We start from the raw sequence: 15,487 nt of genomic DNA, 5'->3' as shown, positions 1-15,487 counted from the left end.
GGAGACGGCCCGATTCGCGTTCCTATGTTCGGCGCTCAGCCGATGCTCGCGGATTCGATGACGACGGCCTCGAGCGGCACGTCCTGGTGCATGCCCGCCGAGCCGGTCCGCACGCCCGCGATCTTGTCGACCACCTCGGCGCCGTCCACGACCGCGCCGAACACGGTGTAGCCCCAGCCGGACGGCGTGGGCGCCGAGTGGTTCAGGAAGTCGTTGTCGGCGACGTTGATGAAGAACTGCGCGGTGGCCGAGTGCGGGTCGTTGGTCCGCGCCATCGCGACGGTGTACTTGTTGTTCTTCAGGCCGTTGTTCGCCTCGTTCTGGATCGGGGCGTTGGTGCCCTTCTGGCGCATGTTGGGCTCGAAGCCGCCGCCCTGGATCATGAAGTTCGGGATCACGCGGTGGAAAATCGTGCCGTTGTAGTGGCCGGCGTTCACGTAGTCCACGAAGTTCTGCACCGTCTTGGGCGCCTTCTCCGCGTCCAACTCCAGGACGATCGCTCCGAAATTCGTCTCGAGATTCACCTTGGTCATACCCACACCTTTCCATTCGACCGGTAATGGGTCAGCACGTCGGGTCGTGTTTCGGGGTGAAAAGTACCCCGGATCGAAATTCGGCGAACTCACAGCACGCTTCCGGGACCCGGTGCCGTCCCGTTATTCGCTAGCATTGCCAACCGTGCCCGACGCCGCAACCGCTGTCTTGACGAAGCCTCCCGCCGCACCCGAGGTCCGACCGAAGGACTATCGAACGGCGCGAATAATCGCGCTGGTGGCCGGGGTGCTCGGCGCACTGCTGGCGCTGGCCACGCCGTTCCTGCCCGTCGAGCAGACCACCGCGGTGCTGAAGTGGCCGCAGGGCGGCACGCTGGGCAACGTGCAGGCGCCGCTCATGTCGCAGGTGCCGACCGGCCTGCGGGCGACCATCCCGTGTTCCGCGGTGGCGTCGTTGCCCGCGCAGGGCGGCATGCTGCTGGCCACCGCGCCGCCGCAGGGCGACCGTGCGGCGCTGGAGGCCATGTTCGTGCGAGTCTCCGAGTCGTCGGTCGACGTGGTGGACCGCAACGCGGTGGTCGCGTCGGCCGAGCGTGAGCGGATGGGCGAGTGTTCCTCGATCGCCATCACCTCCGATCGCGAGCGCACCCACGCCGCGTTCGAGGGACTGACCAGGACCGTCGACCAGCCGGTCGAGGGCGGACGCGGCGTCGAGAGCGTCCAGGTTCCGGTCGAGGGCCAGCTGATCGGTGATCTGCGGCCGCAGGTGGTGGGCGTCTTCTCCGATCTGAAGGGCGCGGTCCCGGCCGGTCTGTCCTTCGACATGACCGTCGACACCCGGTTCAGCTCCAGCCCGACGCTCGTCAAGATGATCGCGATGATCGCGGCGCTGCTGTGCACTCTCGTCGCGCTGGGGGCGCTGGCCCGCCTGGACAGCAGCGACGGCCGCGGACACCGCCGCTTCCTGCCCGCCAACTGGCTGAAGCCGACCTGGGCCGACGGCGCGGTGATCGGCACCCTGCTGCTGTGGCACTTCGTCGGCGCCAACACCTCCGACGACGGCTACATCCTGAGCATGGTGCGGGTGGCCCCGGAGGCGGGCTACATGGCCAACTACTTCCGCTGGTACGGCGTGCCGGAGGCGCCGTTCGGCTGGTACTACTACGTGATCCAGGTGTTCGCCGAGATCTCCACGGCGAGCCCGTGGGTGCGCCTGCCCGCTTTGGCCTGCGCCATCCTCTGCTGGATGGTGATCAGCCGCGAGGTGGTGCCCCGCCTCGGGCGCGGCGTGCGCGCGAGCAAGGTGGCGCTGTGGACCGGCGGCCTGGTGTTCCTCGCCTTCTGGCTGCCGTTCGACAACGGCCTGCGCTCGGAGCCGATCGTCGCGCTCGGCGCGCTGCTGACCTGGGTCTCCATCGAGCGCGCCATCGCGACCGGACGTTTGCTGCCCGCCGCGGCGGCGGTGCTGATCGCCGCGTTCACGCTGGCGGCCGCGCCGACCGGTCTGATGTGCGTCGCGGCGCTGCTCGCCGGTATCCGTCCGCTGGTGCGGGTCGTGGTGCGCAGGCACCGCGAACACGGCGCGCTGCCGCTGCTCGCGCCGATCGCTGCGGCGGGCGTGCTCGTGCTGACGGTGGTCTACAGCGATCAGACCTTCGCCGGTATCCAGGAAGCGAACCGGGTGCGTCAGGCCACCGGCCCGAACCTGGCCTGGTACGAGGACTACCTGCGCTACTACTACCTGTTCGTGGAGACGGTGGACGGCTCGCTCTCGCGCCGCTTCGCCTTCCTGATCATGCTGCTGTGCCTGTTCACCACCATGCTGGTGCTGCTGCGGCGCAGGCGGGTGCCCGGCATCGCGAGCGGTCCGACCTGGCGGTTGATGGGCATCGTGCTCGGCACGATCTTCTTCATGATGTTCAACCCGACGAAGTGGACCCACCACTTCGGCGCGTACGCGGGCATCGCCGGTTCGCTGGCGGCGGTCACGGCCGTCGCTGTCTCGGCGAGCGCGTTGCGCGCACGCAAGAACCGGGCGATATTCCTCGCGGGCCTGCTGTTCGTGCTGGCGATCGCGTTCTCCGGCATCAACGGCTACTGGTACGTGTCCAGCTTCGGCGTGCCGTGGTTCGACAAGCGGATCTCGCTGAGCGGCTACCAGTCGAACACGGTGATGCTGGTCCTGTTCGGCCTCGCGCTCGCGCTGGTCGCCTGGTCCGCGCTGCGCGAGGACTACGCCAAGCCGCAACCCTCGGCGAAGACGGTGCGGGGCAAGCGGATTCGCAAGTTCGCCGCCATCCCGCTGACCGTGGTCGCCGCGATGATGGTGCTGCTCGAAGTGGCCTCGCTGGCCAAGGGCGCCTACTCGCAGTACCCCGCGTACTCGCTGGCCCGCTCCAACTTCGACGCGCTCGGCGGCAACATGTGCGGCCTGGCCAACGACGTGCTGGTGGAGTCCGACCCGAACGGCGGACGACTGAACCCGATCATCGATCCGGCCGACCCGCCTGCCAACGGCGACCCGCTGGGGGGCGCGAAGCCGGTGGGCTTCGATCCCAACGGCGTGCCGGACGACCTGTCCGCCGACAGCGTCGAGGTGAAGCCGGGCACCGGCAACACCTCCACCCAGTCGGTCGGCGCGGCCTTCGCCGAGGGCGAGAGCGCGGGCACCGGCGGCGGTCAGGGCGCGCTCGGCGTCAACGGCAGCACCGTGGCCCTGCCCTTCGGTCTCGACCCGGCGACCACGCCGATCATGGGCAGCTACCAGGAGGGCGTGCAGCAGCCCGCCAACCTGACCTCGAGCTGGTACGAGCTGCCCGCGCGCTCGGCCGAACGCCCACTGGTGGTGATCTCGGCCGCCGGACGCATCCTCTCCTTCGACGACACCGGCTCGATGAAGTACGGCCAGTCGCTGACGGTGGACTACGGCCGCCGCCAGCCCGACGGCAGCGTGCAGAAACTCGGCACCTACCTGCCGCGCGACATCGGCCCGTTCCCGTCCTGGCGCAACCTGCGGGTGCCGCTGGACGAGCTCGCGCCGGACGCCGACGCGGTGCGCATCGTCGCCAACGACCCGATCCTGATCGGTGACCAGTGGCTGGCGTTCACCCCGCCGCGGATGCCGAAGCTGAACTCGCTCAACGACTTCCTCGGTTCCGAGCAGCCGATCCTGCTGGACTGGGCGGTGGGTCTGCAATTCCCGTGCCAGCGGCCGTTCTACCACGAGAACGGCGTGGCCGAGGTGCCGAAGTACCGCATCCTGCCGGACCGGCCGCTGGCCATCAGCTCCACCAACACCTGGCAGGCCGAGGAATTCGGCGGCCCGCTCGGTTTCGCGCAGATGCTGGCCAAGTCGACCACCATGCCGACCTATCTGAAGGACGACTGGGCGCGCGACTGGGGTTCGCTGGAGCGCTACGACCAGTACGACCCGAACGCCAAGCCCGCCCGCCTGGAGACCGGGACGGCGAACCGTTCCGGCATGTGGTCGCCGGGCGATATGCGGGTGTTCTGACCCGAAACGTAGGCAGGGCCGTGCCGCAGGTGAGAATTCACCGGCGCACGGCCCTGTGCGTTTTCGGGGGGACGTAGTAGGGATTTCGGACAGACTCGTACTCACGGCTTTTCGGCTTTCGCCGGGCCGCCGCGGGTGAGGTTTCGGGGGGTCGGCTCAGACCTCGAGCATGCGGCGCCCGAGTTCGCGGCGCAGGACCTCCTGGGAAGGGAGGCGGCCGAGTACCCGCTGCACCGCAGGGCGTATTTCGCGCTTTTCCTCGTCGGTGAGCAGATCGACGAGATCGCGCAGATCCATGTCATCGAAGGCTGCTGTCATACCCACAAGATTACGGTCCAAACGCGGCCGCGTCTCGTATTCGAATCATCGGTTACGGAGGTGTCACCTCATCGAAACCGACAGTGCGTCAGGAGGTTTCGTGGGCAGCCCGAGACGTGGGGCGGCAGTTCGAAACCGACCGTACGGCCTCCCGGTCGGTAGGGCGACCGGCGATCTGTTCGGCGTCGAACTCCCCGTCGTCCCGGCCGATTCGTGCCGGGACGACGCATTCGAATCCTCGCTCGGCCGAGCGAAGACGCCTCGACTCCGCGCGTGGCCGTGACGCCTACTTCACCCGAATCGGGTCATCCTTCGCGATGCCGCCGCGCGTCACCGTCGTGACCCCGATCGACGCGGGCCGCGCCTCGGGATCATACGGCGTGAACTGCTCCAGCGAACCCCAATCGCGTGCCCAGTCGTGGTCGAGATAGGTCGGCACCGTCTCGGCCTTCAGCAGCAGTCCGGTCCAGCCGAGCGGGCCGCCGCCGATGTCGTCCTGCCAGGCGTTGGAGGCATCGGAGCCGACGCGGTCGGGCAGGATCCGCCACTTCGGCGCCTCGGCGACGCCGTCGTGGTGGTCGAACGGTCGCTGGCACGGGAAGGCCAGGCCGACGTGCCAGTCCAGCAGCACCGGATCCGATTCCCCGACAACCGAATTCAGGGTCGCCAGGCGCGGCAGGCGCGGCGGGGTGACGGCGAGCCACTGCTTCGAGGTGATGTCGTTGTCCACCGTGACCAGGCGCACCGCGTTCGCCTCGGCGGGCAGCCGATCGAGCGGCACCCGCAGATTGCGCCAGGACGGGGCCCCGCCGATGTCGAGGGGGTTCACCGAGCCCAGCGCGGTCACCGCGCCGTCGGCGCCGCGGGTTCCGTACTCCAGGCGCAGGTCCTGGCCGTAGGTGACCACGCCGTCGGCGTCCACCGACCTGATCCGGCCCGCCGCGGTGATGGCGAGCACGCGGTAGGCGGGGTCGTGGCGCATGCTGTCGGTGAGCTCGAGGCGGTACCACTGCGAGGTCAGCGACGACTGTTTCTGCTCGCCCTCCTGGTAGGAGCCCATGACCGGGGTGCGCGCCGGGTCGAGGCCGAACGGCAGCGCCACGGTGCTGCCGTTGATGCCCGCCTGCTCGGTGGAGCCGCCGCCGGTGCCCGCGCCGGTGGTGTTGGTCGTCTTGTTCTTCGAGTCCTTGTCCACCGTGTTCGCGCCGCCCGTGGTGGTCTCCTCCGCGTCGGCGGTCAGGTCGCTCGCGACGCCGTTGGGGGAGAAGCCCTTCGATTCGGCGTCGAGACCGTCGGCTGGCGTGCCCTCGTAGGGCAGCAGCAGCGAGTCGGCGGTGTCGGTCTCGACGAGCACCTCGTCGGCCAGCGCGCACGGATTGCCGCGCAGGGATTCGACATTCGACTTGGCGATCGAGTACGCCGGGTACTGGGTGGCCGCGGCCTTGGCCAGCGAGGCGAACTCGAACAGCACGAGCAGCGCGGCGGCGATGGTCAGCGGCGCGGACGCCAGCCGGTCGAAACCGTTGGCGGGCTTGGTCCTTTCGCGCCGGTAGGGCTCGCGGTAGTGGAACCAGAGCGCGAGCAGCAGCGCGACGCCGGTCAGGCCGAGGAACAGCGTCGAGATGCCCTTGCCCGCCACCAGCGGCGCCTTGTCCCACCACGGCACGCCGTAGCTGGAGACGTACCACCAGCCGTTGGAGCCGGTGAAGGTGATCGCGAGCAGGAACAGCACGGCGGCCGCGAACAGCGCACGGTTGCGGGCGGAGCGAATCGCCGCCGTGCCCACCGCGACGGCGGCCAGCGCCGCCAGCGATCCGGCCAGGCCCGCGTAGACGCCGAAGTGGTGGGTCCACTTGGTCGGCGTGAACATCATCAGGAACAGCGAGGCGAACACGATGCCGAGGATGCGCACCGAGGGACCGCGCGAGGTGCCGGGAATGCGCCCCTTGCGCAGCACTTGGAGCACGCAGACCAGCAGGCACAGCAGCATGAGCAGCACGCCGAAACGCCGGGACAGCGAGCCGTCCGGGGCGAGCATGAGCAGCGAGTCCCAGCGGGTGCGCTCGTCGAACCAGGCCACGTTCGGGCCGACGACCGTGCGCACGCGGGTCGCCTCCATCACCGTCGACAGGGTCTGATCGGCGAAAACCGCGATCAGCACGACGGTTCCGGCCGCGAGACCGGGAAACACCAGCGCGGAGTAGCGGAAGACCTTGGCGCCGAAGGAGTCCGTGGCCGAGCCGCGCGCCCGCTTCACGATGATCTCCAGCACCGGCCGCGATCCGGCGATCAGCGCGGCGACGCAGATCAGGCCGGTCGGACCGGCCGCGAGCGAGAAGGCCGCGATGAGCACGGCGACGGCGGCGGGCAGCAGCCTGCCGGTGGCGATGGCGCGCTCGATGGAGCACCAGGTGAGCAACGCGCCCGCGGCGATCAGCGGTTCCGGGCGCAGCCCGTTGTCGTAGGGGAGCCAGAAGGCGAGGAAGACCAGTCCCGCCGTCCACAGCGCGACCCGGTCGCGGCGCACCCGAGCGCCCAAGCGCGGCAGCACCTCTCGGCTGATCACCAGCCACGAGACGATCCCGGCGAGCAGCGTCGGCAGGCGCATCCACGGGCTGGCGTCGGAGATCTTGGTCATCCAGGCCAGCACCTCGTAGGACCAGCCGAACGGGGCCTCCGGCACCGCGAACCAGCGGTAGTAGTTGGCCATATAGCCCGAATGCTCCGAGGCCCGCGCCATATTGAGGATGTAGCCGTCGTCGGAGGTATTCGCGCCGATGACGTGCCAGGCCACCAGTGCGCCGAGCACCACGGCGTCGGCGGGGGAGAAGCGCCACCAGTGCGCGGGAAGGAAGCGGCGGGCCCGCCTGCCGTCGCCGGTGTCGATCAGATGCAGTGCGACGAGCGCGATGATCGTGCAGACCGCGGCCGCGATCATGGCGGCCAGTTTCAGTGCGCTCGGTGTGGAGGAGAACCGGGAGTCGATGTCGGCGCGCAGCTTCGCGCCGCCGAGCTGTTCGGCGGTCAGATCGGTGAACACGCCGACCACCTGCGGCCGGATGTCACGGTCGATCGTGTTGCGGAAGGCGGTGCCGTCTTCGCGTCGCACGCCGGTGAATTCGACGGTGGTCGCGGCCGCGGTCGAGACGATCTCGATCCCGCCGCAGGACGCGATTTCGGCCACCGGCGCGGACAACAGCGGAATGTCGCGTTGCAGCACCGAGAGCGTGCCGTCCGCGATCGAGACCACCAGACCCTTGCTGTTGGCCTGGCCGGAGGCGACCGGGATGGTGGACAGCACCGTGTCGGCGCCGGACTGGAGCGTCGAGCACGGCAGCGTGGCTTCCAGCCGCAGCGGCACATAGGAGACCAGTGGCGCCTCGACGTCGGTGGCGCCCGGCTGGGGCCAGTCCAGCGTCGCCCGGTCCTGCTCCACCGGCAGCAGCGGCGTGAGCAGCGCCAGCACGAATCCGAGAAGTCCGGAGACGAGGGCGATCAGGCGGTATCGGGAGAACGCTCGAGTAGATCGGTCCGGTCGCACGATCGTTCATGCTAATCACCGCCCGAACGTGACTCTCGGCACCGAGGGCGGGGCCCGCTTCAGACCAGTGCGCGGACGTCCCAGATCCACACGTCCTCGACGCGCGTCGGGGCGAAGCCGAGCAGCTGGGTGACGGTGCTGGTGAGCACGTCGGAGTTCTTCGCGGTCGGCAGCACGAGCACATCGGCCTGCCAGAACCGCAGATCCGCCAGCGCGGCGGCCCGCGCCTCGGCGCCGATCGGCGGTACGGCACCGGTGTCCTGCGCTTTCACCAGGAGCATCGCGGTTTGCCGGGCCTCGGGTCCGTAGCTGCCCTTCTTCTCGACTCCGGTCGGACCGACGAAGTAGCCGTCGGCGAGCGGGAAGGCGAAGTCCGTGTCGGCCTGCCAGCGCAACGCCCGCGCGTCGGGCGGACGCGGCGGCGGGATCACGACGACCGAGCCGTCGTCGACGTACTGTCGCACCGCGCCGTCGGTGAAGAAGCGCGGCGCGGGCGCGCGTTCGGTCACGGGCAGGACGGTCGGCGTCAACGGCAACAGCGCGAAGGTCAGCGCCGCGAACCAGGCGAGCGGCTTCCAGTCCACCGCCGACTGTTTCCAGGACGCGACGGCACGATCGGATGCCAGCGCGAACACCGCGGCGATCGCGGGCACGGCGGCCATCGTCAGCCGGGTCTCCAGCACCGAATTCAGCAGTGGGATCTGTTCGGCCAGCGCCCACGGCAATTGGACGCCGGTCGGGCGCTTGCCGAGGGTGGCAACGGAGCCGAGCGAGAGCACGCCGAACACCGCGATCACCGCGGCCGCCGCGCGCACCACCCGGTCGCGCCAGAGCAGCGCAACGGTGGCGATCAGCACGAGCAGCAGCGGCCAGCCGAAGTAGGCGTTCTGTTCGGTCTCGTTGATGGCGACGTTCTGGCCCGGGGCCCACGCGCCGCCAAGGGATTCGGACGGGAACTGCACCAGGGTCTTCAGATCGTTGCCCATCGGACCGTGGTCGATCGAGCGATAACTCTGCGGACCGAAGAACTGCCACCACAGCGGGACCGCCGTGAGCAGCAGGGTGAGGCCCGCGGCCGCGGCCACCGTCGGGGCGAGCGCACGCAGGACGCGCACGCCCTGTCGCGGCTCGCGCAGGTGGTACACGACCCCGAACAGCCCGAACGCGAGCGCGAAGATCAGCAGCGGCTCCTCGCCGAGCGCGATCTGCGCGGCGACGAGCAGGGCGAGCGCTACCGCGTCTCGGATCCGGTTGCGCGGCGCGGCCGCGGCGACCGCCCCCGCCCTGGCGGGTGCACTTGTGCGGAGACGGCGCACGAGCAGACCGTGTCTTTCCGTTGCGGGCACGCACTCGGAGAACCACTTATGGGCAGGTAAACCTGCCTTCGCCATCCGGATCAGCAGCCCCGCGATGATCGGCAGCAGCGCCAGCGCGACGAAGTTCGGGTGCGCGTTGGCGTGCGAGATCATCGCGGGAGCGAAGCCGCAGAACAGGCCGCCGATCGCCGCGGCCGCCCGTGAACTCACCAGTTCCCGAGCGAACAGCCAGTACCAGGCGTAGGCCGTCGTGGCCAGGCCGAGGGTGAGGGCGAGCACGAACGTGACCGTCGGACCGAAGAGCAGGGTGACCGGGGTGAACGGGACGCCGACGCCGAACATGGCGGTGTTGGCCATCATGTTCACCCCGGCCGGGAAGTTCTGGAGATTCGTCCCGAGCGGGCTTTCCAGGTTCGCGACCGAATGCGCGGTCACCGCGAAGAACCACTCCCACATCGTCTGGTCCTGACCGCTCTTGATCAGGTAGCCGCTGTCGGTATCGCGCCACTGCGCGGACAGGACCGTCGCTGCCAGCGCGAGGTAGGCGAAGGCGATGAGGAGGTCGGCCGGGTGGATGCGGGAGCGTATCCGCTCGAGGGCTCGACGGGTGATCGCGCGCGCGGGCCTTCGCGCTGTCGCGGACCGTTCGAGCAGGACCCGTCTGTCCGCCGAGCCGTCCTCCGCCGATTCGTCCATTGTGTCCTGATCGGCGCTGTTCGACCGCACGCGCGAAACTCTCCCTCTGCCCTACCGGAAATCAGCCGCCAACGGTATCGCCGGAGGCCGAGAGCGCGCGCTCACCGAGCCGGGCGGAACCTGGCACCAAGAGTTCGGTTGCCCAGAAATCGCCGCGCCGACACATTTGTCCGGCGCCGGAGGCTGTGACCTGCGGGTTCTCTTCGCTGGGCGGTCAGCGCCGGACGGTGATCAGCGTGAAGGGGCCGATATCGGTGGTGGTGAAGGCCGGGTCCTCGAACAGTTCCTTCGGGAAGCTCACCGAGTAGCGCTTGACGTTCGGGTCGTTCGGGTAGACGTCCTCGGCCAGGCGCAGCGTGTAGGCGTCGCCACCGCGGCGGAACAGGAAAGCGTCCGGCGCGCGCCACGGACTCTTGTCCATCGCCTCCAGCAGCTTCGCGGGCGAGTCCAGCTTGCTCCAGTCCTTGATGGTCGCCGCCCGGCCCGCGAAATCGGCGAGCGGGTTCGCGTAGTGCGAGGTGAGGGCCTGGAAACCCCAGTAGGGATAGAAGGAAAGGAAGCTGGTGTCGGCGGTGAGGACGACCGACTCGTCGCGCGGGCGGCCGGTCTGCGTCAGCAGCGCGGCGTCGATCTCGTCGTAGTAGGAGACCGCCGACGGATCGCGCTTGTCGGCGCGTTTGCCGTCGCCGTCGGTGTCGGTGTAGGCGGTGGTGATCTCCGCGGTCAGCACGTGCGGAATGTCTTGGACGAAGGCGAGCGCGCCGACGATCGCGAGCGCGACGACGGCGACCCGGAACCGGGCGGGCTCGTTGAACGCCTGGTACGCGGCCCGCGCGCCCTCCACGAATCCGAATGCGCCGGCCGCCGCGAGCAGCACGAGCAGCGGCGCCTCCAGCCGGAACGACAGCAGCGTGGTCCCCGCCGCCGTCGCCACCATGGACAGCAGGCACCACAGGTAGATCGCGACCACGCCGATGCCGAGCGCCTGCGCGCGCCGGGAGGAGCCCGCCCGCACCACCAGCCAGATGGTTCCGATCAGGCACAGGCCGCCGAGCAGGGTGAACTCGGTCATCGGCAGGGGGAGTTCCGCGCCCGACTTGGGGAGATAGTGCAGGGCGGTGCCGGAGCTGGGGGTTGTCGTGGTGAGCGACTCCAGCAGATACGGCAGCCAGACCACCGACGCGACGAGACCGGAGATCACCGCGATCGCCGCCAAACGCGCCAGGGGCGGTACGGCTGCCCGCCACGCCGGACCGGACGGAACGGCGGTCGGCGCGGTCGCCGCCCGGCGTGCGGCCCTCGGGTGTCGCGCGGCCCGCCGCTGGTACACCTCGGCGACCGCGGCGACCAGACCCATCAGCGCGATCGCGAAAGCGGCGACCAAGAAGTGCAGGGTGTAGAACGTGGCGGCGACGCCGAGGAACAGACCCGCGCCGACGACCGCGCCCCAACCTCCTGCGGTCCGGGGAGCCCGCGGAGCCTCGACGGCAGGCGCTTCCGCTCGCGCATCCGCCGCGACCTCGTCCGCGCGGATCGCACCGGGTCCTTTCGGCGGGTTCGTGGCGCGGGCCGCGTCCTCGGCCGGCCGATAGAGCGCGCCCCAGGCCAGCACCAACGCGGGCGGCAACAGCACGACGATCACCGCGCTGTACGCCTCGGGCGACGCGTATGTCACCGCGACCGCGGTGGTCGCCGCCGTCACCGCCACGGCCCATTCGGCGCGAATCAGTCGCGTCCACAGCACCAGCGCGAGCACCGCCGCCACGGCCAGCGACCCGATCGCGTACGGCTTGAACGCTTCCCAGCCGTCCATGCCGAGCACATTCGCCACGCGCCCGCCGACCCAGAACCACCCGGCCGGATAGAACGGCGGCACATCCACGTACGTCATATCCCGCAGCGCCGCACTGTCGGTGAGCCGCGTCAGATACTCCGTCCGAAACTCCTGATCCACCGAAACGCCGAACAGATACAGCTTCGTCGCCGCCAACGGCATCCCGAGCGTCACCGTCACGAACGCCGAAATCCCCACCCAGGAAAGCAGTTTCGCCACCAACGGCCACCGCCGCACCCGCAACAACCAAATCGACGCGACCAGCAGTACAGCCGCCCCCACCTGCCCCACCGTCGTCAACGCCCGCGTCACATTCGACGAATTGAACGCGGGCCACTCCACCAACGAGAACGCGACCAGCCCCACCGCAGCCACCACCCCGGCCACCACCGCGGCCAGCGCCCCTTCCCCGACCCCTGCCCCGACCTGCTTCAGGAACAGCGTCGTCCGCCCAGGTGCGGTCGCGGTGCTCTGTTCCGTGACAGGTGTGCTCATAGCGCCTCCGGTTTCAGTAGGTCGGCTCCGGGCTCGTCACGCACCGGTCGCCGCCGCGGATCCGAACCGCACGCTAACAAACTCGCCGCACCGAGGCTGGGGAGCGGTCTCACCGCCGCCGAGCAAGCACCTCTTCGCCAGGCACCAGCTCGAAGACATCGCAGTGTGTCGGCACGACTTGGCGGAAGTGGCGATGGTCCAGGGTCGCGATCCGCGTGACGCCGAGCCGCTCTGCCACCGCGACGACGGAAGCGTCGGCGGCGCCGAGCGGGAAGCTCCCATATTTGACGACGAGGTCCGCTATGCGGGTGTAGTCGGCAGACGTGTGTGACTCGACCTGAAGTTCGCCCGCGGCCAACGATGGGAGGAAACCAGCTTCCGCCTGCGGTCCCAACCTGCCGAGCATGTAGCAGACTTCGGTGACTACCAGTGCGGGAACGATCAACGGCCCGGGCGCATTCTCGAGCGCGGCCAGGCACGCCGCATGCTCGCTGTCGTTCTTGTTGGCGATGGCCAGGAGCGGCCCGGTATCGCAGACGATCACTCGCGGCCGCCGAGCTCGCGCCGGAGAACTTCCTGTGAGGTAGCAGCGAAATCTGGCGAAGCTTCGACTGTTCCGGCGAATGATAGGCGCGGCTGCGGCGACGTGCCTTCGGCCTCCGGCTCGGTCCGCTGGCCGTGGCTGGCGACCAAGCGCAGGACGACAGGACGCAGGTCCTGCTGCTCTTCTTTGGTCAACAGACCGACGAGCTCAGGCAGGTTCATGTGGTCGTACGCCGCCGTCATGTCTTCAGGTTAGCGCCCGTCTGCCGACCCGCACACGGTGGCGCAGATGCGCAGCAGGCCGACGGACGACAAACAGCTACGACTCCCGAGGCCGCTGTTGTACATCGCCGCGCGCGATGGAACGAGAACTGCCGCAGCATCGGGTGATGGCGCGGCAGTTCTGGTCCGAGCCGAAACTCAGAGGGGGAGTTTGCGGAAGATGGGGCGGGGGATGTGGCGGAGGATGGACATGAGGTAGCGGACGGGGCCGGGGGCCCAGATGAGCTCCTTGCCCTTTTCGGAGGCGGAGACCGCGAGGGCCGCTACTTCTTCCTTGTCGACCGTGAACGGGGCTTCCTTGGCGCCGGTGGCCTTCCAGTGGTCCAGGGTGGTCGTGGTGCGGACCTGGCCGGGGCGGATGACGAGGACGCGAGGGCCGAAGGGGCGCAGCGCCTCGCCGAGGCCGAGGTAGAAGCCGTCCAGGCCGGCCTTGGTGGAGCCGTAGACGAAGTTGGAGCGGCGCACCCGCTCGCCGGCCACCGAGGACATGGCGATGATGCGCCCGTAACCCTGCGCCTTCATCTTCTCGCCGACCAGCACGCCGACGGAAACCGCTGCGGTGTAGTTGATTCCGGCGATCTGCACGGCCTTGCGCTGGTCCTGCCACAGCTGTTCGGCGTCGCCGAGCAGGCCGAAGGCCACGATGGCGACGTCCACGTCACCGCCGGACCAGGCCGCGTCGATCACCTTCGGGTGCGAGTCGGTGTCGAGCGCGTCGAAGTCGACGACCTCGACCTTGCTCGCGCCGGCCGCCTCCATCTGGGCCACCGCACCCTCGCGCAGCGGATCGTTGGGCAGGGTCGCGAGGACGATCCGCGCCGGCCCCTTCTTCAGGTACTCGGCACAGATCGCGAGCCCGATCTCCGAGGTACCGCCCAGCAGCAGGATGGTCTGCGGGTTGCCTACGGCATTGATCACTGAAGCTCCAGCCTTCTCGCCATATCGGACATGAAAACGCCTGTGGGATCGACACTTCGGCGGACCTTGATCCACTCGTCGATCCGGGGGTACATCTTGTGGAAGGTCTCGGCGGTGGTGCGCGAGTCCTTGCCGGTGTAGAGCCGCCCGCCGAATTCGAGGACCCGGCGGTCCAGATCGGTGACGAACTCGTTGAGGCCCGCCGAGATCGGGAAGTCGACGCAGATGTTCCAGCCGGGCATCGGGAAGCTCAGCGGCGCTTGGTTACCCGGGCCGAAGAGCTTGAAGACATTGAGGAACGAGTAGAACCCGGACCGCTGGATGTCGACGATGATCCGCTTGAACTCGTCCACCGACTCCGGCGGCACCACGAACTGGTACTGCAGGAAGCCGTTGGAGCCGTAGCCGCGGTTCCATTCACCCAGCATGTCGAGCGGGTGATAGAACTGCGTCAGGTTCTGCACCTTGCCGCGGTAGGTGCCCGACTTGCGGTACCAGAGCTCGCCGATCGGGGTGAAGGTGTACTTGTTGGCCAGCCCGTTCGGGAACACGTCCGGCAGCGTGAAGAACGTCTTGCCGTTGAACCGCAGCGGATCCTTCTGCAACTTCTTCGGCAGCTGATCCAGCTTGGCCAGGTTGCCGCGCGAGATCGCGGCCCGGCCCAGCTTGGGTTCGGGGCTGATCGCGTCGAACCACGCCGAGCTGTACTCGTAGCGATCCTCGGAGCCGTCGCTGTGGAAGGCGATGGTGTCGTCCAGCGTCGGCGTCACATCACCGTCGGCGATGAAGTACGCGGTCTCCGTCGGCGTCATCTCGATGGTGGCGCGCAGGATGATGCCGGTCAGACCGCAGCCGCCGATGGTGGCCCAGAACAGCTTGGCGTTCTTCTTCGGCGTGATGTGCTGCACGGTGCCGTCGGCGGTGAGCAGTTCCATCGAACGCACGTGGTTGCCGAAGCTGCCCGCGCTGTGGTGGTTCTTGCCGTGGATATCGGAGCCGATGGCGCCGCCGATGGTGACCTGCCTGGTGCCGGGCAGCACCGGAACCCACAGGCCGAACGGCAGCGCGGCCTTCATCAGCTGGTCGAGGTTCACGCCCGCGTCCACGTCGACCAGGCGGGTGTCGCGGTCGATGCGGTGGATCTTGTTCAGCGCGGTCATGTCGACGACGAGGCCGCCCGCGTTCTGGGCGTTGTCGCCGTAGGAACGGCCTAGCCCGCGCGCGATCACGCCGCGGCGTAGATGGGCGGGCTTGCCGTCGTTGTCCTCCGCGACCATGGCGACGGCCTTGGCGATCACTTCCGGATCGCTGGTCGAGAGCACTTCGGCGGAGGTTGGCGCGGTGCGACCCCACCCGGTCAGCGCCAGGGTCCGGGTCGGCAGCGCGAAGCTGTCGGCGCTCGCAGCGCCGTTGGCGGTGCTACCTGCGGTCCCGCTGACACCGTTCGTCGTGGTGGCGGTCGAAGCTTTCGTGGACATCGGCATAGAGGCTACAGGCATGACGGCGGGACGGGTCGATCTCACCGTACTCGTCAGT

The 15,487-nt window shown here is 69.0% G+C and carries 10 protein-coding genes; 1 reads left to right on the top strand and 9 read right to left on the bottom strand.

What is annotated here, in order from left to right:
- Positions 1-35: 35 nt before the first annotated feature.
- Positions 36-539: a peptidylprolyl isomerase gene (locus ABZV58_RS01035; RefSeq protein WP_354998144.1), complete on the bottom strand. Its 504-nt coding sequence runs from the start codon at positions 537-539 to the stop codon at positions 36-38.
- A gap of 139 nt (positions 540-678) precedes the next feature.
- On the opposite strand from ABZV58_RS01035, the gene ABZV58_RS01030 reads away from it, so the two are divergent.
- Positions 679-4,008 carry an arabinosyltransferase domain-containing protein gene (locus tag ABZV58_RS01030; RefSeq protein ID WP_354998143.1) on the top strand — a complete coding sequence of 1,110 codons (3,330 nt, stop codon included), beginning with the start codon at positions 679-681 and terminating at the stop codon, positions 4,006-4,008.
- A gap of 156 nt (positions 4,009-4,164) precedes the next feature.
- On the opposite strand, the gene ABZV58_RS01025 is transcribed toward ABZV58_RS01030, so the two are convergent.
- The 8 genes from ABZV58_RS01025 to ABZV58_RS00990 form a co-directional block, all read right to left on the bottom strand.
- Positions 4,165-4,326, bottom strand: a complete 162-nt coding sequence (locus tag ABZV58_RS01025; protein ID WP_169810867.1) for a hypothetical protein — start codon at positions 4,324-4,326, stop codon at positions 4,165-4,167.
- 286 nt (positions 4,327-4,612) lie between these two features.
- A complete protein-coding gene (locus ABZV58_RS01020) occupies positions 4,613-7,867 on the bottom strand; it encodes an arabinosyltransferase domain-containing protein (protein ID WP_354998142.1) in 3,255 nt (1,084 codons plus the stop codon).
- 59 nt (positions 7,868-7,926) lie between these two features.
- Positions 7,927-9,879 (bottom strand): glycosyl transferase, encoded by a 1,953-nt coding sequence (locus ABZV58_RS01015; RefSeq protein ID WP_354998989.1) that lies wholly within the window; start codon positions 9,877-9,879, stop codon positions 7,927-7,929.
- Between the two features lie 214 nt (positions 9,880-10,093).
- Positions 10,094-12,208, bottom strand: coding sequence for an arabinofuranosyltransferase (locus ABZV58_RS01010; protein WP_354998141.1), 2,115 nt, complete (start codon positions 12,206-12,208; stop codon positions 10,094-10,096).
- Between the two features lie 109 nt (positions 12,209-12,317).
- Positions 12,318-12,752 carry a PIN domain-containing protein gene (locus ABZV58_RS01005; protein WP_354998140.1) on the bottom strand — a complete coding sequence of 145 codons (435 nt, stop codon included), beginning with the start codon at positions 12,750-12,752 and terminating at the stop codon, positions 12,318-12,320.
- On the bottom strand, positions 12,749-12,994 hold the full coding sequence (locus ABZV58_RS01000) for a hypothetical protein (protein ID WP_354998139.1): 246 nt from the start codon (positions 12,992-12,994) through the stop codon (positions 12,749-12,751). Before ABZV58_RS01000 ends, ABZV58_RS01005 begins: the two co-directional genes overlap by 4 nt.
- A gap of 177 nt (positions 12,995-13,171) precedes the next feature.
- On the bottom strand, positions 13,172-13,951 hold the full coding sequence (locus ABZV58_RS00995; protein ID WP_354998138.1) for a decaprenylphospho-beta-D-erythro-pentofuranosid-2-ulose 2-reductase: 780 nt from the start codon (positions 13,949-13,951) through the stop codon (positions 13,172-13,174).
- Positions 13,948-15,435, bottom strand: coding sequence for an FAD-binding oxidoreductase (locus tag ABZV58_RS00990; RefSeq protein WP_354998137.1), 1,488 nt, complete (start codon positions 15,433-15,435; stop codon positions 13,948-13,950). The genes ABZV58_RS00995 and ABZV58_RS00990 overlap by 4 nt, the downstream gene beginning before the upstream one ends.
- Positions 15,436-15,487: the final 52 nt, after the last annotated feature.

Source organism: Nocardia sp. NPDC004654, assembly GCF_040609595.1.
Taxonomy (GTDB): domain Bacteria; phylum Actinomycetota; class Actinomycetes; order Mycobacteriales; family Mycobacteriaceae; genus Nocardia.
This window is presented reverse-complemented; position numbering and strand designations above follow the sequence as displayed.